Source organism: Microbacterium aureliae (assembly GCF_054780155.1).
This window is the reverse complement of record NZ_BAAGWW010000001.1, coordinates 534,526-555,781: the sequence shown is the minus strand read 5'-3', so window position 1 is coordinate 555,781 and position 21,256 is coordinate 534,526. Positions and strand designations below refer to the sequence as shown.

Genomic DNA, 21,256 nt, shown 5'->3' with positions numbered 1-21,256 from the left:
CGCCGTCTGGCTCATCGACAGGCAGGCTGCCACACCATGGCTTCATTCATCATCCGGCGACTGATCGCATCGGTCTTCGTGCTCTTCGCCGCGACCTTCTTGATGTACTTGCTGGTTTCCGTCTCGGGCGACCCCCTCGAGGAACTCCGGCAGTCCAACGCTCCGAACAAGGCGGAGCTCATGGAAGCGCGCACGCGGCTTCTCAACCTCGACGTCCCCGCACCGCTGCGCTACTTCCTGTGGCTGGGCGGCATCTTCCGCGGCGACTTCGGCATCAGCATCCAGAACCAGCCCGTGAACGCGCTGCTGGCGAACGCACTGACGTCGACGCTGACGCTCGTGACGATCGCCACCGTGGTCGCGATCGTGCTGGGCATCACCGTCGGCATCGTCTCGGCGCTGCGTCAGTACAGCGGCTTCGACTACACCGTCACGCTGATCTCGTTCCTGTTCTTCTCGCTGCCCATCTTCTGGGTCGCGGTGCTGCTGAAGCAGTACGGCGCGATCCAGCTGAACGGGTGGCTGGCGAATCCGACCATCGCGGTACCGGTCATCGTCGTCGTCTCGCTCATCAGCGGCGTCCTGTGGATGTCGCTGCTCGCGGGCTCGGTCAAGCGGCGGCTCATCGTGTTCGGCGTCGGCACCCTCGCCACCGCCGCTGTGCTGACCTACCTCTCGGTCACCCGGTGGTTCGCCGACCCGAGCATCGGCATCGTCGTCTTCGCCGCGCTCGCCATCGGCATCGCCGTCGGCGTGACCGCGATCTCGACCGGTTTGCACAACCGCAAGGCGCTCTACGGATCGCTCGGGGTCGCCGCCCTCGGCATCGCGCTGTACTTCCCGATGATGACCTACATCCTCAACGGGATGACGCTGTGGTTCTTCATCGGGCTCGCGCTCGCGACGATCGTCGTGTGCGGCGCCATCGGCTGGTTCATCGGAGCCCCCGACCGCGGCCCCGTCATCCGCACGACGATCATCGTCGGCGTGCTGACGGCCGGTCTCATCGCGCTGGACAAGTACATGTCGTACTGGGCGATCTACGCCAACTCCAGCCGGATCCGCGGTCGGCCGATCGCCACCGTGGGCGCGTCGACCCCGAACCTCGGCGGCAACTTCTGGGTGCAGGGCATCGACCTCTACACGCACCTGATGCTGCCGACGATCGCCATCATCCTCATCTCGTTCGCCGGCTACACGCGCTACTCGCGCGCGAGCCTGCTCGAGGTGATGAACCAGGACTACATCCGCACCGCCCGGGCCAAGGGCCTGACCCAGCGGACGGTCGTGGTGCGCCACGCCTTCCGCAACGCCCTCATCCCGATCACCACGATCATCGCGTTCGACGTGGGCGCGGTCGTCGGCGGCGCGGTCGTCACCGAGACCGTCTTCGGCTGGACCGGCATGGGCCGGCTGTTCGTCAGCGCCCTCGGCGTGGCCGACCCGAACCCCGTGATGGCCTTCTTCCTGGTCACCGGCACCCTCGCGGTGCTGTTCAACCTGATCGCGGACCTCGTGTACGTGGCCCTCGACCCCCGAATCAAGGTGAGCTAAGTGAGCACCTCCGCCACTCAAGAACCCGACACCCGCGAGGCCGAGGCCAAGACCGAGATCTCGATCGAGCAGCGCGAGACCGAGGGTCTCAGCCAGGGGCAGATCGTCCGCCGGCGCTTCTTCCGCCACCTCGGCGCGGTCACCTCGATGATCGTCCTCGCGTTCATCGTGCTGCTGTCCTTCACGTCCGTGGGCGTGAACCTGTGGGGGATCCGCATCCCCGGCTGGTGGCAGTACACGTGGTCGCAGATCCCGCCGAAGATCGACAACGGCGTGCCGACGCTCAGCATCATCCCCGAGTTCCTCGGCGGACCCGGCATCCGCTGGGGGGAGCACCCGTTCGGCCAGGACGAGGTCGGCCGCGACATCTTCGCGGTCGTCATGCGCGGGGCGCAGCAGTCCCTCATGGTCATGGTCATCGCCGGCGTCGTCTCGACGATCATCGGCGTGGTCATCGGCGCGCTGGCGGGCTACTACCGCAAGCTGACCGACTCGATCCTGATGCGCTTCACCGACGTCATCATCACGATCCCGCTGATCGTGATCGGCGCGGTGCTCGGCAACATGCTCGGCAACCTCGGCGCGGCCGTCCTCGGCGTCGTCATCGGCCTGTTCGCATGGACCACGATGGCGCGTCTGGTGCGCGGGGAGTTCCTGACCCTGCGCGAGCGCGAGTTCGTCGACGCCGCCCGCGTCTCGGGTGCGCGTGACCGCCGCATCATCTTCCGCCACATCCTGCCCAACGCCGTCGGCGTCATCGTCGTGAACGCGACGCTGCTGATGGCCGGGGCGATCCTGCTGGAATCGGCGCTGAGCTTCCTCGGCTTCGGCGTGCAGAACCCGGACACCTCGCTCGGCAAGATCGTGTCGGACAACCAGGCCGCGTTCTCCACGCGCCCGTGGCTGTTCTGGTGGCCCGGCATCTTCATCATCGCCATCGCGCTGTGCGTCAATTTCATCGGCGACGGTCTGCGCGATGCGTTCGACCCGCGTCAGAAGAAGATGCCCAGCGAACGTGCCATGGCCCGCGCGGGCCGCGCCAAGGGCAAGACCGCCGCTGGGGTGGACACCCTGCCCTCGACGGATGCCGCCACGGTCACCGTCGGCGGGCAGACGGCCTATACCGGTGACGTGGTCGAGTACGACGATCCGCGTCCCAAGGGGCCGGGCGACGACCGGGACCCGGGCGCACCGGGCCGCTGACGTGATCGGCTCAGACCAGGAGACCCGCAGCGGTCGCCGCCGCCAGGGCGACGACGGCCGCCGCGGTGGCCGTGTGCCACGTGGTCGTCTGCGCGTCGGGATCCTCGCCCGCAGCGAGGAGCCCGGCGTCGCGCAGGCGCTCCCACCGGCCGCGGATCACCTGGGCCAGATTGCCGCTGGGCGTGGTGAGCGCGTCGCTGGGACGCAGCGAATCGTGCTCACCCCGCGCGGTGGCGCCGATGCCGTCGAAGTCCTTGCCGGCCAGGCCCAGCGTGCGATGGCGTCCCGGGGCGGGCGTCGCCCACACCTGGATGCGCTCGCGCGAGGTCACCAGCGTCAGGGCGTAGCGCGTCTCGATCTCACGGACGGCCGGCCACGGCACGAAGTGGGTGCGCAGGACGTTCACGACCGTGATCCCGTGCTCCTGGACGCGCAGCTCGGGTCGCCAGAACAGCGCCCACGCGAGCACGGCCACCAGCACGATCGGCCAGGCGTAGCGGACGGCGGACGCGGCATCCCCCCAGAACAGCGCGATGACTCCGAACGCGCACACCCCCACGGTCACGACAGCGAGCACCCGGCCGAACACCGGCCGGTAGTGGACCTCCTGGAAAGACATGACCCCAAGTTTCTCAGATCGGATTTCTCCCATGACTGACCACACCAGCCGGAAGGCGCTGCGAGACGCGGACCCTGACACCATCCTCAAGGTCGAGCACCTGAACGTCGACTTCTGGGTGGAGGGGGAGTTCTACCCCGCCGCCATCGACATGAACTACCGGATCGGCCGTGGCGAGGTGCTCGCCATCGTCGGCGAGTCCGGCTCGGGCAAGTCGACGTCGTCCATGGCGCTGCTGGGCCTGCTGCCCGACAACGCCCGCGTCACCGGATCGATCAAGCTGCAGGGCCGCGAGCTGCGCGGCGTCGACGACGCGACGCTGCGGACGCTGCGCGGCAACGACATCGCGGTGATCTTCCAGGAGCCGATGACGGCACTGAACCCGGTCTACACCGTCGGCTTCCAGATCATGGAGGCGCTGCGCTCGCACGACCGCGGGCTCGCCCCGTCCGAGGCCAAGGATCGCGCGATCGAGCTGCTGCGCCTGGTCGAGATGCCGAACCCCGAGCAGTCGTTCCACAAGTACCCGCATCAGCTGTCGGGGGGTCAGCGCCAGCGCGCCATGATCGCCCAGTCGATCTCGTGCGACCCGCTGCTGCTCATCGCCGACGAGCCGACGACGGCCCTGGACGTGACCGTCCAGGCCGAGATCCTCGATCTGCTGCGCAACCTGCACAAGCGCCTGGACTCGGCGATCATCCTCATCACCCACGACATGGGCGTCGTGGCCGACCTCGCCGACCGCATCATGGTCATGAAGAACGGTGAGGTGGTCGAATCCGGCACGGTCGACGCGATCTTCCACGACCCGCAGCACCCGTACACCCAGCAGCTGCTGGCCTCGGTGCCGCACCTGGGCCTGGGCGTCCTCGAGGAGTCGCCGGCGACCGATCTCGGCGAGCAGGTCGAGACGGACACCTCCTCGGTACCGGTGATCGCCGCCGTGCGCGAGCGGGCGAGCCAGACGGCAGCCGCGGTGGACACCCGGACGCCGGTGCTGTCCTTCGAGGATGTCGCGATCGACTACCCCAAGCGGGGTCGCATCCCGGCCTTCCGCGCCGCCGAGCACATCGACCTGCAGATCTTCCCCGGCGAGATCATGGGCCTGGTCGGCGAGTCGGGTTCGGGCAAGACCACCATCGGCCGTGCCGCGATCGGCCTGCTGCCGATCGCCGAGGGGAAGCTCACCACGGTGGGCACCGACATCTCGCACGCCTCGCAGAAGGAGCTCTTCGCGATCCGCCGCCGCACCGGCATCGTCTTCCAGGACCCGGCTTCCTCGCTGAACCCCCGGATGCCGATCGGCCAGTCCATCGGGGAGCCGCTGCTGCTGTCGGGCGAGGCGAAGGGCCAGCAGCTGGACCGCCGCGTCGAGAAGCTCCTCGACCAGGTCGAGCTGCCGGCGTCGTACCGCAACCGCTTCCCGCATGAGCTGTCGGGCGGTCAGCGTCAGCGCGTCGGGATCGCCCGGGCGCTCGCGCTCGCGCCCGAGCTGCTCATCGCGGACGAGCCCACCTCGGCGCTGGACGTCTCGGTGCAGGCGCGCTTCCTGGATCTGCTGCAGGACCTGCAGGCCCAGCTGCAGTTCGCCTGCCTGTTCATCAGCCACGACCTGGCGGTCGTCGACATCCTCGCCCACCGCATCTCGGTGATGCACCACGGGCGGCTGGTCGAGACCGGCACGCGCGACGAGATCCTCCGCGGCGCGAAGGACCCCTACACCCAGCGGCTCATCGCCGCGGTCCCGGTCCCGGACCCCGACGAGCAGCGCGTGCGCCGCGAGGCCCGCGCGGCTCTGCTGCAGTCGGCAGGCGCCCCCGCGGACTGACCGGAACGGCGGGCGCGGGCTCACCCGGTTACACTGGGTGGGCCCGATTCCGGGCCGCTCCCCGAAATCGCAAGGACCCTCACATGTCGCGCGCCCTCCGTCCGGACCTCCGCAACGTCGCGATCGTCGCGCACGTCGACCACGGCAAGACGACGCTCGTGGACGCGATGCTCCGCCAGACCGGCTCGTTCGGCGAGCACGCGCACGTCGAAGAGCGGGCGATGGACTCCAACGACCTGGAGCGTGAGAAGGGCATCACGATCCTGGCGAAGAACACCGCCATCACCTACAACGGCGCCCACACCGACCAGCCGGTGACGATCAACGTCATCGACACCCCCGGTCACGCCGACTTCGGCGGCGAGGTCGAGCGCGGCCTGTCCATGGTCGACGGGGTCGTCCTGCTCGTCGACGCCTCGGAGGGCCCGCTCCCGCAGACGCGGTTCGTGCTGCGCAAGGCCCTCGAGGCCAAGCTCCCGGTGATCCTGCTGGTCAACAAGACCGATCGCCCGGACGCCCGCATCGCCGAGGTCGAGGAGGAGGCCCACGACCTGCTGCTCGGGCTCGCCTCGGACCTGCACGAGGACATCCCCGACCTCGACATCGACGCCCTGCTGGACGTCCCCGTCGTCTACGCGTCCGGCCGTGCCGGCGCCGCGTCGCGCACCCGTCCCGCCAACGGCGAGCTGCCCGACAACGACGACCTCGAGCCGCTGTTCGCCGCGATCCTCGAGCACGTTCCGGCGCCGTCCTACGACGACGAGGCGCCGCTGCAGGCGTGGGTCACCAACCTCGACTCCAGCCCGTTCCTCGGCCGTCTCGCGCTGCTGCGCATCTTCAACGGCACGCTCAAGAAGGGCCAGACCGTCGCGTGGGTCCGTCATGACGGCTCGCACTCGAACGCCCGCATCACGGAGCTGCTGAAGACCCGCGCCCTCGAGCGCTACCCCGCGGAGTCGGCGGGCCCGGGCGACATCGTCGCGATCGCCGGCATCGAGGAGATCACGATCGGCGAGACGATCGCCGACCCCGAGGACGTCCGCCCGCTTCCGGCGATCACCGTCGACGACCCGGCGATCTCGATGACGATCGGCACCAACACCTCGCCGCTGGTCGGCAAGGTCAAAGGCCACAAGGTCACCGCGCGCATGGTGAAGGACCGCCTGGACCGCGAGCTCATCGGCAACGTCTCGCTGAAGGTCGTCGACATCGGCCGCCCGGATGCGTGGGAGGTGCAGGGCCGCGGTGAGCTCGCCCTCGCCATCCTCGTCGAGAACATGCGTCGCGAGGGCTTCGAGCTGACCGTCGGCAAGCCGCAGGTCGTCACGCGCAAGGGCGAGAACGGTCAGGTCCAGGAGCCCTTCGAGCACCTGACGATCGACGCCCCCGAGGAGTACCTCGGCGCCATCACCCAGCTGATGGCCGCGCGCAAGGGCCGCATGGAGACGATGGTCAACCACGGCACCGGCTGGGTGCGCATGGAGTTCATCGTGCCCTCGCGCGGCCTCATCGGCTTCCGCACGGAGTTCCTCTCGATCACCCGCGGCACCGGCATCGCCAACGCGATCTCGCACGGCTACGACGACTGGGCCGGGCACATCGTCGCGCGTCAGAACGGCTCGATCGTCGCCGACCGTGCGGGCGTGGTCACGCCCTTCGCGATGATGGCGCTGCAGGAGCGCATGAGCTTCTTCGTCCAGCCCACCGAAGAGGTGTACGAGGGCATGGTCGTCGGCGAGAACACCCGCGCGGACGACATGGACGTCAACATCACCAAAGAGAAGAAGCTGACGAACATGCGCTCGTCCACCGCCGACGAGCTGGAGCGCCTCACCCCGCCGCGGCAGCTGTCGCTGGAAGAGAGCCTGGAGTTCGCGCGCGACGACGAATGCGTCGAGGTGACTCCCGAGAAGGTCCGCATCCGCAAGGTGATCCTCGACGCCACCGAGCGCGGGCGCGCGGCCAGCCGCCTCAAGCGGCAGGACGCCAACGCCTGACGTGAGCGCGGCCGGGGACGACCACACCCGCCGGGCTGCGCGCGAGGGCCTGGGCGTCGCCCTGGCCACCAGCGCCTACGGCGTGTCGTTCGGTGCGCTGGCGGTGGCATCGGGCCTGGACGTCTGGCAGGCCTGCGTGCTGAGCCTGCTGATGTTCACCGGCGGCTCGCAGTTCGCCTTCGTCGGCGTCATCGGCGCCGGGGGAGTGGCCGCGGCCCCCGCGGCGATCGCCTCGGCGTCGCTGCTCGGCATCCGCAACGTCGCCTACGGCGTGAGCATGTCGCGGGTGATCGGCGGCGGGGCCCTCCGCCGCGCCGCGGCGGCGCACTTCACGATCGACGAGTCGACGGCGGTCTCGCTCGCCCAGCCCGTCGCCCGCGCACGCACCGTCGGCTTCTGGGTCACCGGCATCGGGATCTGGGTGGGTTGGAATCTCTCCACGCTCGCCGGCGCCCTCCTCGGCGACGTCCTGGGCGACATCCGTGCCTACGGGCTGGATGCCGCGGCCGCGGCCGCCTTCCTGGCGCTGCTGTGGCCGCGTCTTCGGCGGCGGCAGCCGATCGTGGTCGGCATCGCCGCCGCGGTGGTGGCGACGATCCTCACTCCCGTGCTCATGCCGGGGCTTCCCGTCCTGGTCGCCGCGGTCGTGGCGGTGGTGGTCGGGTGGGCGAACTGGCTCGGCCGCGACGAGCTGCCGCCGCCCGAGCCCGCCGACGTCCCCGAGCGGGAGGGACTGCCGTGACCCTGTGGACCGCGGTGCTGGTCGCCTCGATCATCTGCGTGGCGCTGAAGACGCTCGGCTACCTCGTGCCGCCGCGCTGGCTCGAGGCGCCCAGGCCCGCGCGCATCGCCGACCTGCTGACGGTGGCGCTGCTGGCCGCGCTCGTGGCGGTGCAGACGCTCGCCGCCGGGCAGCACGTGGTCGTCGACGCCCGCGTGCCGGCGGTGCTGGTGGCGGCGGGGCTCCTGCTCCTGCGCGCGCCGTTCCTCGTGGTCGTGGTCGCCGCGGCCGGCACGGCGGCCCTGCTGCGGCTGTGGGGCTGGGCGGCCTGAGCCTGCCACGTAGACTGTCGCGGTGGGATCCTCATGGGCGCGGGTGGGAACCTGGGCCGTCGCACTGCTGGTCGGCACGGTCTACGGCGCAGCGGGCACCATCGCCCACGCCTACCGGCTGGGCTGGCTGCCCCTGGGCCTCGTGCTGGCCGTCATCGGCTCGGCGGCCCTGCTGCTGGCGGTGCGGCTGCTGACCGCCGACCGCTGGGCGGCGCTGGCGACGGGACTGGGCATGATGGCCTCGACCCTGCTGTTCTCGGGGCGGGGCCCGGGCGGGTCGATCGTGGTGCCGCAGTCTGGGCTCGGTGTCGTGTGGACGATCGCGCTGCCGATCCTCGTCGCCCTCGTGGTGGCCTGGCCGGACCGCATCGTCATCCAGAACGCGCCCGCCGCGCGCGCCGCCGACGGGACGCGCGCGGACAACTAGACTGGCTCGCGTGACGTACGTGATCGCCCTTCCCTGCGTGGACGTCAAGGACCGCGCCTGCATCGACGAGTGTCCCGTGGACTGCATCTACGAGGGCGACCGGTCGCTGTACATCCACCCCGACGAGTGCGTGGACTGCGGGGCGTGCGAGCCGGTGTGCCCCGTCGAGGCGATCTACTACGAGGACGACCTGCCCGACGAGTGGCAGGACTACTACAAGGCCAACGTGGAGTTCTTCGACGACATCGGCTCGCCCGGCGGCGCCGCCAAGGTCGGGGTGATCCACAAGGACCACCCGATCATCGCCGAACTGCCCCCGCAGGCTCCGTGACCGGGCGCGAGCGCGCCTGATGGGAGTCCGCGACCTCGCCGAGTACCCGTGGGACGCGGTGGCGCCCTACGCCGAGCGCGCCCGCTCGCACCCGGACGGCATCGTCGACCTGTCGATCGGCTCGCCCGTGGACGCCACGCCGGCCGTCGTGGCCGACGCCCTGCGCGAGGCCACCGACGCCCACGCCTATCCGCAGACCGTCGGCACGCCGGCGCTGCGGCAGGCGATCGTGGACTGGTACGCGCGGCGTCGGGGGGTTCCCGGGCTGGACAGGGACCAGGTGCTCCCGACCGTCGGGTCGAAGGAGCTCGTCGCCCTGCTGCCGCTGCTGCTGGGTCTCGGCGCCGGGGACGTCGTCGTCCACCCGCGCGCGGCCTACCCCACCTACGAGGTCGGGGCGACCCTCGTCGGGGCGACCCCGCTCGCCTCGGACGATCCGTCCGAGTGGCCGGAGGGCACCCGGCTGGTGTGGATCAACTCTCCCGGCAACCCCGATGGGCGGGTGTGGGATGCCGCGTCGCTTCGTCGCGCGGCCCTGCGGGCGCAGGAGCTGGGGGCGGTGCTGGCGTCGGACGAGTGCTACGCCGAGCTCGGCTGGGACGCGCCGTGGGACCGCCGGCCGATCCCGTCGGCGCTGGACCCCGAGGTCACCGGGGGCGAGGTCCGCGGCATCCTGTCGGTGTACTCCCTCAGCAAGCAGTCGAACCTCGCCGGCTACCGCGCCGCGTTCCTCGCGGGGGATCGCGAGGTCGTCGCGTCGCTCCTGCGCGCGCGCAAGCACCTCGGCCTCATGCTCCCCGCTCCCGTGCAGGCGGCCATGGCGGTGGCGCTCGCCGACGACGCGCACGTCGCCGCGCAGAAGGAGCTCTACCGCCGCCGCCGCGATCTGCTGCGTCCGGCCGTCGAGGCCGCGGGCTTCCGGATCGACCGCAGCGAGGCGGGGCTGTACCTGTGGGCGACCGAGGGGCGGGACGCGTGGGAGTCGGTCGCCCGGCTCGCCGATCTCGGCATCCTCGCCGGACCCGGTCACTTCTACGGCCCGCACCACCCGCAGCACATCCGGCTGTCGCTGACGGCGACGGACGAGCGGATCGCCGCGGCCGCCGCACGGCTGCGGGCGCACGCCGGCTGACCGAGCACGGTTCGTGCAGAGGATTCCTCCACCGGATCACGCCGTGCTTTGGTGATGTCGGCAGTGGTCCTCTGCGGCCAGTAGGCTGTACGAGCGGCGGCGCGGCGTGACCGGCCCCCGCACCCGGCTCGCAGACGGCGCCGAAGCTGCATCGCGAGGCGGACCACCCCGGACCGATCAGACATCGCGAGGAGGCGCCGTGAGCGACGCGGGCACCCAGGACGAGAAGGCCACCCTCACCGTCGGAGGCAAGACGGCCGAATTCCCGGTGCTTCGCGGCACGGACGGCATCCCGAGCGTCGACATCTCGACCCTCACCCGCCAGACCGGCTTCACCACCGTCGACTACGGGTTCGTGAACACCTCGGCGACGAAGTCGGCGATCACGTTCATCGACGGCGACAAGGGCATCCTGCGGTACCGCGGCTACCCGATCGAGCAGCTCGCGAAGCACTCCAGCTACCTCGAGGTGGCGTGGCTGCTGATCTACGGCGAGCTGCCGACCGCCGACGAGCTCGCGGCCTTCGATGACCGCATCCGCCGTCATACGCTGCTGCACGAGGATCTCAAGCGCTTCTTCTCGGCGCTGCCGCACACCGCGCACCCGATGTCGGTGCTGTCGTCGGCCACCGCCGCGCTGTCGACCTATTACGAGAACGAGTCGGACCCCAACAACCCCGAGCACGTCGAGCTCAACACCATCCGGATGCTGGCGAAGCTGCCGGTGATCGCGGCATACGCCCACAAGAAGAGCATCGGCCAGGCCTTCCTCTACCCGGACAACTCGCTGAGCTTCGTCGACAACTTCCTCAAGCTCAACTTCGGCGTCCTCAGCGAGCTCTACGACATCAACCCCGTGATGACCCGTGCGCTGGAGCGCCTGCTGATCCTGCACGAGGACCACGAGCAGAACGCCTCGACCTCGACGGTGCGGCTGGTCGGCTCGACCGGCGCGAACCAGTTCTCGTCGATCTCGGCCGGGATCAACGCGCTCTACGGCCCGTTGCACGGCGGCGCGAACGAGGCGGTGCTGTCGATGCTCGCCCGCATCCAGGACTCGGGCGAGAGCGTCGAGCGCTTCGTCGAGCGGGTGAAGAACAAAGAGGACGGCGTCAAGCTCATGGGCTTCGGGCACCGCGTCTACAAGAACTACGACCCGCGCGCGAAGCTCGTCAAGGAGTCCGCGGACGAGGTGCTCGAGGCGCTCGGTGTGAGCGACCCGCTGCTGGACCTCGCCAAGCAGCTCGAAGAGATCGCCCTCAACGACGACTACTTCCGCGAGCGCCGGCTGTACCCCAACGTCGACTTCTACACCGGCGTGATCTACAAGGCCATGGGCTTCCCGACCCGCATGTTCACCGTGCTGTTCGCCATCGGCCGCCTGCCGGGCTGGCTCGCGCACTGGCGCGAGATGCAGTCCGACCCGCAGACGAAGATCGGCCGCCCCCAGCAGCTGTACACCGGAGCGGTCGCCCGGGACTACCCCGTCGCGGACTGAGCCGCAGACCGCCGAGCGTCGCCGCGTCTACCGGCGCAGCTCGTCGACGATGACGGGGTGGGTGTCGCGCCACGCGTTCGCGCCGAAGATGACGTCGAGGTGCCCGTATCCGGCGAACTCGTGGTGGACGTGGCGGCCCGGCGCGAGCGCGTCGAAGTGCGCGAAGGACCGCCGTTGCCCCTCGGCGAGGAAGCAGCGGTTGTCCGCCCCCGCGAGGAAGACGAACCGGGCGTCGGTCTTCGGCTCGGCGAGCAGGTCGGGCGCGATTCGCGGGACCTCGCCGGCGGGGACGAGGTGCCCCACGCGCACGCAGTCGCGCATCTGGGCGAAGAACGTCATCGGGGACCCGGCGAACTCCCCGGCGAGCCAGTCGTGCGTGGCGCGGTCGATGTTGCGGTGCGCCCACAGGGCGGGGTGGCCGGCGCCGTAGGTGAAGCTGACCATCGCGCACACCGGGTTCCGGCATTCCGGGTGCGTGAGGGTGACCGCGGTGCGAAGCGCACGCGAGAACCTGCCCTCGGTCTTGTAGCCCCACTTCGGCGACAACGTCGGGCTGAAGTGGCGCACGGCGGGGGAGAGCACGCGGATCTTCACCGCCGACCAGGGGGGAAGCACGGTGTGCAGCGAGACGGCGTTCGTGACGATGGTCGTCACCTCGGGGATCAGGCCCGAGATGGCTGAGATCATGAAGGACGTCGATCCCTGGCAGTGGACGAAGGCCTTGAGCGTGGCCGCGCCGGTGCGCGAGAGGACGAGCCGCACCGCCGCCGGATAGTCGTACGCGGCGGCGTCGTCGAGCGTCCACGCCACCGGGCGCAGGTCGATCGAGGCGCGCCAGTTCAGCAGCCACACGTCGAATCCGTCGTCCAGCAGCGCATCCACGAGCGTGTGCTCCAGCGGCGGCCGGAAGATCTCGGCGCGCACGCCGGCTCCGTGGACGAGCATCACCGGACCCCGCGGCGTCTCGGCGCCCGGCCGCGTGACATGCAGCATGAGGAGAGGCACGCCATCGTCGGCGGCGAACGGGATGAACTCGGTGTCCTGACCGCGCGTACCCGGGCGGGTCCAGCGGGCGGCCGGCGGCGCCGTCGTCATCGTCGCTCCGTCACGGCCAGGCCCGCGTAGGCGTCCCACAGCTGCCCGAGGAAGAGCGAGCCGAACGCGCCGATCGCCGCCGCTCCTCCCGGGCCGGTCGTGCGGAACGTCGTCATCTGCCGGGCGAAGTCCAGCGGCTTGATGCGCAGCACCCCCGCGCCGACGACCGTCTGATCGTCGGACGGATGCAGCTCCCCCCGCTCGCCGGTCTCGGGCGGCGGCACGTGCCCGTCCAGCAGCTGCACGTACAGCGTGGTGGTGTCGTCCCACAGGTCGAAGCCCGGGTCGTCGTGGACCTCCTTCACACCCAGCACGGTGAAGGGCTGCCCGGAATCGGGGGTGATCCACAGCCGGTACACCATCCGGCGGTCGGCGTTGTCGCCGGGCTGGATGAACAGGTGGAACCAGCCGCGATCCACCTCCGCCCGTCCGCCCAGGATGTCGGCCTCGACGTAGCCGGTCGCCGTGCCCGCGTGGGCGGGATCGGCGACGAACGCGTCGATGTCGGCGGTCTGGATGGTGAGCTCGAACATGAACTTCTCATCCAGGATGCGGGCATCCTCGAACGCGTCGTGCGGGTCGCGGCGCCCCAGGGCGACGAAGCCCTTCATCTGCTCGGTGAACCGCACGGTGGTGGCGTCCGGGTCGGGGATGCGGTCGGTCATGACGGGTCCTTCCGAAGGCGGAGCGGGGCGCGCACGGCGCACCCGTGGCCGGATCGGCTCCTGCAGCAGACGTTCGATGGCGCGGTCGGCGAAGGCGGCGATGGTCAGCGCGGGGTTCGGGCCGGTGGGTCCGGGCATGGCCGAGCCGTCCAGGACGTACAGGCCGTCGACGCCGAAGACCCGGCCCCACCCGTCCACGACCCCCTCGTACGGATGCCGCCCCATGGGCGCCCCGCCCAGCGGGTGGACGGTGATGACCCGCTTGGCCCACCACAGCGGGTTGTCGGCGTAGTCGGCGCCCAGCTCGTCGGCGATGCGGGCCATCGTGGCGCGCATGTGCCCGAAGTACTCCAGCGATGTCGCCGTCGTCCAGTCGATCTGCAGCCGGCCGCGATCGAGGTACATCATGCCGTCGGGCAGGTCGCGCCCCATCCCCAGCACCGGCATCGACGAGGACGACAGCGACACCTTGCCGATCGCCGCGGCGAGGTCCCGCGACACGTTGGAGCCCGCGTCGCCGAACAGGCGGGCGGCCAGCATGCGCACGGCGACCCGGGTGCTGCGGGAGATGACCGATCTCACCTGGCTGAGCTCCATGAGCCAGTTCAGGAAGCCGGGATAACCGGCATCCTGAACGTAGTAGCCGCGCCCCTTCGCGTCGGAGTCGTCGCCGTCGACCCGGTCGCCGACGCGGATGGAGCTGGTGATGACCGGGCCGCGGCTGCTGACCAGCGAGCGCGCCCGCGCCGTCCGCTCGATGCTCTCGCGCGCGTTGAAGAGGAAGCCGAGCAGGTCGCCGTTGCCGCAGAACCGCGTGCCGACCGCCGTGCTGAGACCCGGGAGCGACGCGCGGTTCTTCAGCAGCAGGTACGTCGAGCCGAACGTGCCGGCCGCCAGCACGAGGGTCGTCGCGACGATGACGCGGTCCGCGCTCGTGGCCGCCGCGGGATCGTGCACCCGGTAGCGCACCTCCCACGCGTCATCGACGCGGCGGAATCCCTTGACCTCGTGCAGGGTCCGGATGTCGGCGCCGGCGTGCGCAGCCGCCGACAGGTAGGTGTGGTCGAGGGTGTTCTTCGCGCCGTAGTTGCAGCCGATGTCGCACTCGCCGCACAGCATGCACGTGAACCGCTCGGAGCCGTGGATGTTGCCGAACGCGGGCGTGGGCACGAGGCGGATGGACGGGCGTCCCTCGCGCTCGGGCGCGAACGAGACCGCCAGCGGCGGGCGGAAGGTGCGAAGGCCCGCGCGGTGCGACGCCTCCTCGAACGCGACCGTCTTCGCCGTGTCGGTGTACGGATAGGGCGTGGCGCCCAGCATCCGTTCGACGTTGTCGTAGTGCGGGTCGAGGTCCTCGCGCGAGATGGGCCAGTTCTCGTAGCCGCCGCCGGGGAGCGGGGAGTCGTGGACGAACCACTCCGGATCCTTGCGCAGCATCACGTTGGCGTAGATCAGCGAGCCGCCGCCCAGGCCGCTCGAGACGACGCCCTCGAGGCCCCGGAAGCTCCACGTCTCGAACAGTCCGTACAGCGCGTCGGCGGGCGACCAGAAGTTCGCGCTGAACTCGCTCGGCGTGCGGGCGAACGACCCCGGCGGGTAAGGACGGCCGCGCTCCATCACGACGACCGACCGGCCGCCCTCGGCGAGGCGGTACGCGGCCACCGAGCCGCCGAAGCCGCTTCCCACCACGAGCGCGTCGACGTGCTCCACGGCGTCCGCGTCCACCTGCCGCCCCCTTCGGATGAGGACCTGACGCGCACATTATGGCACCGCGCGCCCCGCGGCGGGAGTGCCCGCCGGACTCAGCCGCCCGCCTGCAGCCGGCCGGCGGCGTAGTCGGGCACCCGCGTGGTGAGCTCGCGCGGCGGACGCTCGTAGCCGCCGTCGGCGGGACGCGGCGGGATGACCACCTCGGGCCGCTCGACGGCCTGCCATGGGACGGTTTCGAGCAGGTGGGCGATCATGTTGAGCCGGCCGCGCCGCTTGTCCTCGTTGTCGACCTCGTACCAGCGGGCCTCGGGGATGTCGGTGTGGACGAACATCGTGTCCTTCGCCCGCGAGTAGTCCTGCCACTTCGTGATCGAGACGACGTCGTTGGGGCTGAGCTTCCAGCGGCGCATGGGGTCCTGCGCGCGCGAGCGGAAGCGCTTCTCCTGCTCGACGTCGGACACGCTGAACCAGTACTTCAGCAGCAGGATGCCGTCCTCGACGAGCATGCGCTCGAAGATCGGCGCCTGGTGGAGGAACCGGTGGTACTCCGCGTTCGTGCAGTACCCCATCACGTGCTCCACGCCGGCGCGGTTGTACCAGGACCGGTCCATCAGGACGATCTCTCCGGCCGCCGGCAGGTGCGAGACGTAGCGCTGGAAGTACCACTGGGTGCGCTCGCGCTCGGTGGGTGCGGGCAGTGCGACGATGCGGGTGACGCGGGGGTTGAGGTATTCCGACACCCGCTTGATCGTGGAGCCCTTGCCGGCGGCATCCCTGCCCTCGAAGATGACGACGATGCGCGCGCCGCTGGCTTGCACCCACGCCTGCATGTCGACCAGCCGGGCCTGCAGCAGCTGCAGCTCCCGCTCGTAGAAGTCCTTCGCGAGCCGCTTCGCCATCCGAGCACCCCCTCGCGCCGCCCCTGCGTCGCCCGAGCCCACTCTAGGCGTGCAGCGCCTCGTTCAGGGTGACGCCCGCGCCGGTGCGCGAGACGGCCTCGACGGCGCCGGTGAGGGAGTTGCGGCGGAACAGGATGCCGTCGCGCCCCGACAGCTCTGCGCCCTTTACGCTCGGGCGCGAGCCGTCGGCGAGGGGAGCCTGGTCGGCCAGCACGATCTTCGAGCCCGCCGTGACGTACAGGCCCGCTTCGACGACGCAGTCGTCGCCCAGCGAGATGCCGATCCCGGCGTTGGCCCCCAGCAGCGTCCGGGCCCCGATCGACACGCGGTGGCTGCCGCCGCCCGAGAGGGTGCCCATGATCGAGGCGCCGCCGCCGATGTCGCTGCCGTCGCCGACGACGACGCCCTGCGAGATGCGGCCCTCGACCATGCTGGCCCCGAGCGTGCCGGCGTTGAAGTTGACGAACCCCTCGTGCATGACGGTCGTGCCCGGCGAGAGGTAGGCCCCCAGCCGCACGCGCGAGGCGTCGGCGATGCGCACGCCCGGGGGAGTGACGTAGTCGAGCAGGCGCGGGAACTTGTCCAGCCCCTGCACCTGGATGCCGTCGCGCTGCAGCAGCGGGCGCAGGCGCGTCAGGTCGTCGGGGTGGACGGGACCGGCATTCGTCCACGCGACGTTGGGCAGGTGCCCGAAGACGCCGTCGAGGTTGACGGTGTTCGGCTCCGCCAGGCGCAGCGACAGCGCGTGCAGCCGCAGGTACGCGTCCGACGTGCCGGCGGGCGGCGCGGCGAGGTCGGCCTCGACGGTCACCACCTCCACCCGGACGCCGCGGCGCGGGTCGTCGACGGCGAGCTGCTCCAGATGGGCCGGGGGCTTGGCCTGGTCGAATCCGAGCGGGATCCGCCCCTCGCTCAGCTCGGGGAACCACGTATCCAGGACCGTGCCGTCCTCCCGCACGCTCGCCAGTCCGATGCCCCACACCCACCGCTCGTCGCTCATCCCTCCAGGGTAGCGAAGCGGCCGGCCGGTCCCGATCGGCGGATGCTCGCTCCGGCCGGGCGTCGTCGTCGTCAGTAGACTCGGGGGATGCCGGTGCTCGATCTGTCCGTGTCCGCCGTGGAGCTCACCCGCACGATCTGCGACATCCCCAGCGTCTCGGGGGACGAGACCCCCCTCGCCGACGCGATCGAGGCCGCGATCACCGCGCTGCCGCACCTGCACGTGCACCGCGACGGGGACACCATCGTCGCCCGCACCGAGCTCGGGCGCGCGCAGCGGGTCGTCATCGCCGGGCACATCGACACCGTGCCGATCAACGACAACGTCCCCACGCGCGACGAGGTCGAGGACGGCCGGGCCTACCTGTGGGGCCGCGGCACCGTCGACATGAAGGCGGGTGTCGCCGTCCAGCTCAAGCTCGCCGCCGAGCTCGTCTCGCCGAGGGTCGACATCACGTGGATGTGGTACGACCACGAAGAAGTGGATGCAGACCTCAACGGCCTCACCCGGCTGGCGGCCGCGCGTCCCGATCTGTTCGCCGGCGACTTCGCCATCCTCGGCGAGCCGTCCAACGGCCAGGTCGAGGGCGGCTGCAACGGCAACCTGCGCGCACTCGTGCGGACGACGGGCGTGCGGTCCCACAGCGCCCGCGCGTGGATGGGCGAGAACGCCATCCACAAGGCCGCGCCGGTGCTCGCCCGCCTCGCCGAGTACCGTCCGCGCGAGATCGTGGTCGACGGGCTGGAGTACCGGGAGGGCCTGAACGCCGTCCGCATCTCGGGCGGGGTGGCCGGCAACGTCATCCCCGACGCCTGCACCGTCGAGGTCAACTACCGGTTCGCGCCCAGCCGCGATCTCGACGAGGCGGAGCGCCACGTGCGCGCGGTCTTCGACGGCTTCGACGTCGAGATCGTCGACCGCGCCGCCGGCGCGCGGCCGGGCCTGGACGCCCCGCTCGCGCGGGAGTTCGTCGCCGCGGTGGGGGCGGAGCCCCGGCCGAAGTACGGCTGGACCGACGTCGCCCGCTTCAGCGCGATGGGCGTCCCCGCCGTCAACTACGGCCCTGGTGACCCCTCGCTCGCGCACCACGACCACGAGCGCGTGCCGCTGGACCAGATCGACGTCGTCGAGCGCGGACTCCGCGCGTGGCTGAGCTGACCCCGCCCCCCGCCACCCGCCCCGTCGCGCGGTGGCGCGCGCCGGGGACGTGGCCGGTGTGGCTGCGGATCCTCGCGATCTACCTCGCGGCGCGGGTCGTCACCACCGGGTTCATGCTGCTGGCGGCATCCCTTTCGGGCCCCTCGTCGCGCTTCGGGCCGGACGCCGACCTCGCCGCGCTCGCCGGCGGCTGGGATGCCCAGTGGTACGGCTACATCGCGTGGGCGGGGTACCCCGTCGACCTGCCCCGCGGCGAGGGCGGCGTCGTGGCCGAGAACCAGTGGGCCTTCATGCCCGTCTACCCCTACCTCTCCGCAGCGCTCGGGGCGGTCCTCGGATCGTGGCTCGCGGGGGCGGTGGCGGTGTCGCTCGTCGCCGGCTTCGCGGCATCCGTCGTGCTGCACCGGATGCTGCGGCGGCGGCTCGACGAGCCGGCGGCGCTGTGGGCGGTGGCCTTCTTCGCGTCGGGTCCGCTGGCGGCGCTCTTTCAGGTCGGCTATGCCGAGTCCCTCTTCCTGCTGATGCTGTTCCTCGCGCTGTGGGCGGTGATCCGGCGGCGGTTCGCGTGGCTCTACCTGCTCGTGCCGCTCATGGGCTACACGCGTCCGGGCGTGCTGGCCTTCGCGCTGTTCCTGGCGCTCTACGGCGTGTTCCGCTGGGTCGTCCGCCGCCGGGACCCGCTGCCTGCCCGAGACATCGTGCACATCGTCGCGAGCGGGCTGCTGGCCGCGGCCGTCGGCTTCTCGTGGCAGGTCATCGCCGGCCTCGTCACCGGCGAGCCCGGCGCCTACCTCGAGACCGAGCTGGCGTGGCGTCGCGGCTGGGTCGGCGCGGGCGAGGAGTTCGTGCCCTTCGCCGGGTTCTTCCAGGCCGCCGCGATGTGGTTCCGTTTGTGGGGGCTCCCCGAGGCGCTGGGGGTGATCGCGCTGATCGCGGTGGTCGCCGCTTTCGGCGCGACGCTGTGGCGTTCCTCGGCCGTGCGGCGGACAGGGCCCGAGATCCGGCTGTGGGCGGCGTCCTATGCGGTGTATCTGCTGGCGGTCTTCTTCCCGCAGTCGAGCATCTTCCGGCTGCTCGTGCCGCTGTCCCCGCTGTGGGGTGCGCTGGCCGTCCCGCGGTCGCGCGCGTGGCGGGTCGGCGTGCTGGCGCTGTGCCTGGTGGGTCAGTGGTGGTGGATCTACAACATGTACGCCCTCGGGAACACGTACTGGCAGATCCCGTGATCGCCCGCGCCCGCGGGGGACCGGCGCGGCGCGGATTATTCCCCGTCCGGGGCGCGGGATAAACTTGACAGGCTGACCCTCTACGTAAAGGAGCCGCAATGGCAGCCATGAAGCCGCGAACCGGAGACGGGCCGATGGAGGCAGTGAAGGAGGGTCGCCTCATCATCGTGCGGGTGCCGCTGGAAGGCGGCGGCCGTCTGGTCGTGTCGGTGAACGACGCGGAAGCCAAGGAGCTCTACGACGTCCTTGGCGGTGTGGTGGGCGCCGCCTGAGTTCTATCGTCCCGCGGAAAGGCCGGTCCTCGGACCGGCCTTTCTCATGCCGCCGGCGGGCCGGCGGCGGTGCTCAGTCGCCGGCGACCGTGGTGAGCTGCAGGAGTCCCTCGCCGACGATCGACAGGGCGCCGATGACCGCCGGGGAGGCCTGGGTCTCCTGGATGAGCGAGCGGTAGGCGGTGGTCACCGGGTCCCGGCGCACCGGGTCCGAGACGGCGCCCGCGCCGAGCACCCGGGGCACGAGGACCGTGCCGCCCGCGCGGACCAGGCGAAGCCCGTGCTCGACGTACTCGATGACGCCGTCGGGATCTGCATCCACCAGCACGATGTCGTACGAGGCCTCGTTCATGCGGGGGAGGACATCCGATGCCCGCCCGGTGATGAACCGGGCGCGAGCCGGGGGGATGCGGGCCTCCGAGAAGGCCCGGCGCGCCATGGCGAGGTTCTCGGGCTCGGTGTCGATCGTGGTGAGCGTGGCGCGCGGCGAGCCGTGCAGCAGCCACAGCCCGGAGACACCGGCGCCGGTGCCGATCTCGACGATGTTGAGCGCCTTGGCGACGGCGGCGATGACGGCGCACTGCGCGCCCACCTCGGGGCTGATCGGAGCCGCGCCGACCTCGAGCGCGTGCGCCCGCGCGCGGACGATGTGCTCGGGCTCGATCGTCGCCTCTGCGGCGAATCGATGATTGGCGTCGTGCTCGGGCATGTTTCCTCCGGCGGCCAGCCTACGCGCCGCCCGGTGCGAGACCCCGACGGCGCGGCGGTAACCTGAACACATGTTCTTCGGCTTGACGATCGAGAAGCTGCTGCTCATCGGCGTCATCGCAGCGCTCATCGTCGGGCCCGAGCGTCTTCCGCGTTACGCTGAGTCGCTGGCGACGTTCACCAAGCGCGCCCGTGACTGGGTTTCCAGCGCGAAGACGCGCGTGAAGGACGAGATGGGCGAGGACTTCGACGACGTCGACTGGCGCACGCTCGATCCCCGCCGCTACGACCCCCGCCGCATCATCAAGGAGGCGCTCCTCGACGACGCCCCCGTCCCGACGGTGCGGGCGGCCAAGACCGCCGCGGCGGCGTCCACGGCCATGGCCGCCCCGGTCGCGTCGCCCTTCGCGGGTCCCGCCGCCGCCCGCCTGCCCGGAGACCCGCCCCCCTTCGACTCCGAGGCGACCTAGCCGCCGGCCTCGGGCGCCCGTGCCTCGCCTCCCTGCCCCCTTCCCTCTTGCCCCTGCGTCCGGATCACGTGATGTGGCCGCGCGAGTTGACTCCATCTGCGGTGACCGGCGGCGGTAGCGACGGATGCGGTCATCTCGGGCGCTGCGACCCCGGCGGGGTTGACGCTGTCTGCGGTTATCGACGGCGGTAGCGACGGATGCGGTCATCTCGGGCGCCGCGACCCCGGCGGGGTTGACGCTGTCTGCGGTTACCGGCGGCGGTAGCGACGGATGCGGTCATCTTTGGGCGCCGGGCTTCGTGGGGTGGGCGCGGCGTGCGGTTGGCGGAGGCGACGGCTGCAACCGCGTCCGGATCACGTGATGTGGACGCGCGAGTGGACGCCGTTTGCGGTTTCCGGCGGCGGTAGCGACGGA

At 71.0% G+C, this 21,256-nt stretch carries 20 protein-coding genes; 14 read left to right on the top strand and 6 right to left on the bottom strand.

The window, feature by feature from the left end:
* Positions 1–36: 36 nt before the first annotated feature.
* Complete coding sequence (locus tag ACYVF4_RS02740) at positions 37–1,554, top strand: ABC transporter permease (RefSeq protein ID WP_460719490.1); 1,518 nt, start codon at positions 37–39, stop codon at positions 1,552–1,554.
* Positions 1,555–2,757 (top strand): ABC transporter permease, encoded by a 1,203-nt coding sequence (locus tag ACYVF4_RS02735; protein ID WP_460719488.1) that lies wholly within the window; start codon positions 1,555–1,557, stop codon positions 2,755–2,757.
* Between the two features lie 10 nt (positions 2,758–2,767).
* Here ACYVF4_RS02735 and ACYVF4_RS02730 read toward each other — a convergent pair whose 3' ends face one another.
* Positions 2,768–3,376 carry a PH domain-containing protein gene (locus ACYVF4_RS02730; protein WP_460719487.1) on the bottom strand — a complete coding sequence of 203 codons (609 nt, stop codon included), beginning with the start codon at positions 3,374–3,376 and terminating at the stop codon, positions 2,768–2,770.
* A gap of 31 nt (positions 3,377–3,407) precedes the next feature.
* On the opposite strand from ACYVF4_RS02730, the gene ACYVF4_RS02725 reads away from it, so the two are divergent.
* The 8 genes from ACYVF4_RS02725 (at position 3,408) to ACYVF4_RS02690 (ending at position 11,642) form a co-directional block, all read left to right on the top strand.
* Positions 3,408–5,204: a dipeptide ABC transporter ATP-binding protein gene (locus tag ACYVF4_RS02725; protein WP_460719485.1), complete on the top strand. Its 1,797-nt coding sequence runs from the start codon at positions 3,408–3,410 to the stop codon at positions 5,202–5,204.
* 83 nt (positions 5,205–5,287) lie between these two features.
* On the top strand, positions 5,288–7,201 hold the full coding sequence (typA, locus tag ACYVF4_RS02720; protein ID WP_460719483.1) for a translational GTPase TypA: 1,914 nt from the start codon (positions 5,288–5,290) through the stop codon (positions 7,199–7,201).
* 1 nt (position 7,202) lies between these two features.
* Complete coding sequence (locus ACYVF4_RS02715) at positions 7,203–7,943, top strand: AzlC family ABC transporter permease (protein WP_460719481.1); 741 nt, start codon at positions 7,203–7,205, stop codon at positions 7,941–7,943.
* Entirely contained in the window at positions 7,940–8,254 is a 315-nt protein-coding gene (locus tag ACYVF4_RS02710) for an AzlD domain-containing protein (protein ID WP_460719479.1), read from the top strand. Before ACYVF4_RS02715 ends, ACYVF4_RS02710 begins: the two co-directional genes overlap by 4 nt.
* Positions 8,255–8,276: 22 nt before the next feature.
* Positions 8,277–8,681 (top strand): histidinol dehydrogenase, encoded by a 405-nt coding sequence (locus tag ACYVF4_RS02705; RefSeq protein ID WP_460719477.1) that lies wholly within the window; start codon positions 8,277–8,279, stop codon positions 8,679–8,681.
* A 10-nt stretch (positions 8,682–8,691) separates the two neighbouring features.
* On the top strand, positions 8,692–9,012 hold the full coding sequence (gene fdxA, locus ACYVF4_RS02700) for a ferredoxin (protein ID WP_460719475.1): 321 nt from the start codon (positions 8,692–8,694) through the stop codon (positions 9,010–9,012).
* Between the two features lie 19 nt (positions 9,013–9,031).
* The gene (gene dapC, locus ACYVF4_RS02695) at positions 9,032–10,144 is read left to right on the top strand and encodes a succinyldiaminopimelate transaminase (RefSeq protein ID WP_460719473.1); all 1,113 of its coding nucleotides are present in this window, start codon (positions 9,032–9,034) and stop codon (positions 10,142–10,144) included.
* 199 nt (positions 10,145–10,343) lie between these two features.
* Positions 10,344–11,642 carry a citrate synthase gene (locus ACYVF4_RS02690; protein WP_460719471.1) on the top strand — a complete coding sequence of 433 codons (1,299 nt, stop codon included), beginning with the start codon at positions 10,344–10,346 and terminating at the stop codon, positions 11,640–11,642.
* Positions 11,643–11,669: 27 nt separating this feature from the next.
* Here ACYVF4_RS02690 and ACYVF4_RS02685 read toward each other — a convergent pair whose 3' ends face one another.
* The 4 genes from ACYVF4_RS02685 to dapD form a co-directional block, all read right to left on the bottom strand.
* Complete coding sequence (locus ACYVF4_RS02685) at positions 11,670–12,737, bottom strand: esterase (RefSeq protein WP_460719469.1); 1,068 nt, start codon at positions 12,735–12,737, stop codon at positions 11,670–11,672.
* A complete protein-coding gene (locus ACYVF4_RS02680) occupies positions 12,734–15,127 on the bottom strand; it encodes a GMC oxidoreductase (protein WP_460719467.1) in 2,394 nt (797 codons plus the stop codon). The genes ACYVF4_RS02685 and ACYVF4_RS02680 overlap by 4 nt, the downstream gene beginning before the upstream one ends.
* A gap of 77 nt (positions 15,128–15,204) precedes the next feature.
* Positions 15,205–16,011, bottom strand: coding sequence for a polyphosphate kinase 2 (ppk2, locus tag ACYVF4_RS02675; protein WP_460719466.1), 807 nt, complete (start codon positions 16,009–16,011; stop codon positions 15,205–15,207).
* A 43-nt stretch (positions 16,012–16,054) separates the two neighbouring features.
* Positions 16,055–17,011 (bottom strand): 2,3,4,5-tetrahydropyridine-2,6-dicarboxylate N-succinyltransferase, encoded by a 957-nt coding sequence (gene dapD / locus ACYVF4_RS02670; protein WP_460719464.1) that lies wholly within the window; start codon positions 17,009–17,011, stop codon positions 16,055–16,057.
* Between the two features lie 87 nt (positions 17,012–17,098).
* On the opposite strand from dapD, the gene dapE reads away from it, so the two are divergent.
* The 3 genes from dapE (at position 17,099) to ACYVF4_RS02655 (ending at position 19,664) form a co-directional block, all read left to right on the top strand.
* Positions 17,099–18,169 (top strand): succinyl-diaminopimelate desuccinylase, encoded by a 1,071-nt coding sequence (dapE, locus tag ACYVF4_RS02665; RefSeq protein ID WP_460719462.1) that lies wholly within the window; start codon positions 17,099–17,101, stop codon positions 18,167–18,169.
* A 113-nt stretch (positions 18,170–18,282) separates the two neighbouring features.
* Entirely contained in the window at positions 18,283–19,392 is a 1,110-nt protein-coding gene (locus ACYVF4_RS02660; protein ID WP_460720734.1) for a hypothetical protein, read from the top strand.
* A gap of 98 nt (positions 19,393–19,490) precedes the next feature.
* Positions 19,491–19,664: a DUF3117 domain-containing protein gene (locus ACYVF4_RS02655; protein WP_076490128.1), complete on the top strand. Its 174-nt coding sequence runs from the start codon at positions 19,491–19,493 to the stop codon at positions 19,662–19,664.
* A 73-nt stretch (positions 19,665–19,737) separates the two neighbouring features.
* Here ACYVF4_RS02655 and ACYVF4_RS02650 read toward each other — a convergent pair whose 3' ends face one another.
* Positions 19,738–20,373, bottom strand: a complete 636-nt coding sequence (locus tag ACYVF4_RS02650; protein ID WP_460719459.1) for an O-methyltransferase — start codon at positions 20,371–20,373, stop codon at positions 19,738–19,740.
* Positions 20,374–20,443: 70 nt separating this feature from the next.
* Between ACYVF4_RS02650 and ACYVF4_RS02645 the strand changes: the two genes are divergently transcribed.
* Positions 20,444–20,842, top strand: coding sequence for a Sec-independent protein translocase family protein (locus ACYVF4_RS02645; RefSeq protein WP_460719457.1), 399 nt, complete (start codon positions 20,444–20,446; stop codon positions 20,840–20,842).
* Positions 20,843–21,256: the final 414 nt, after the last annotated feature.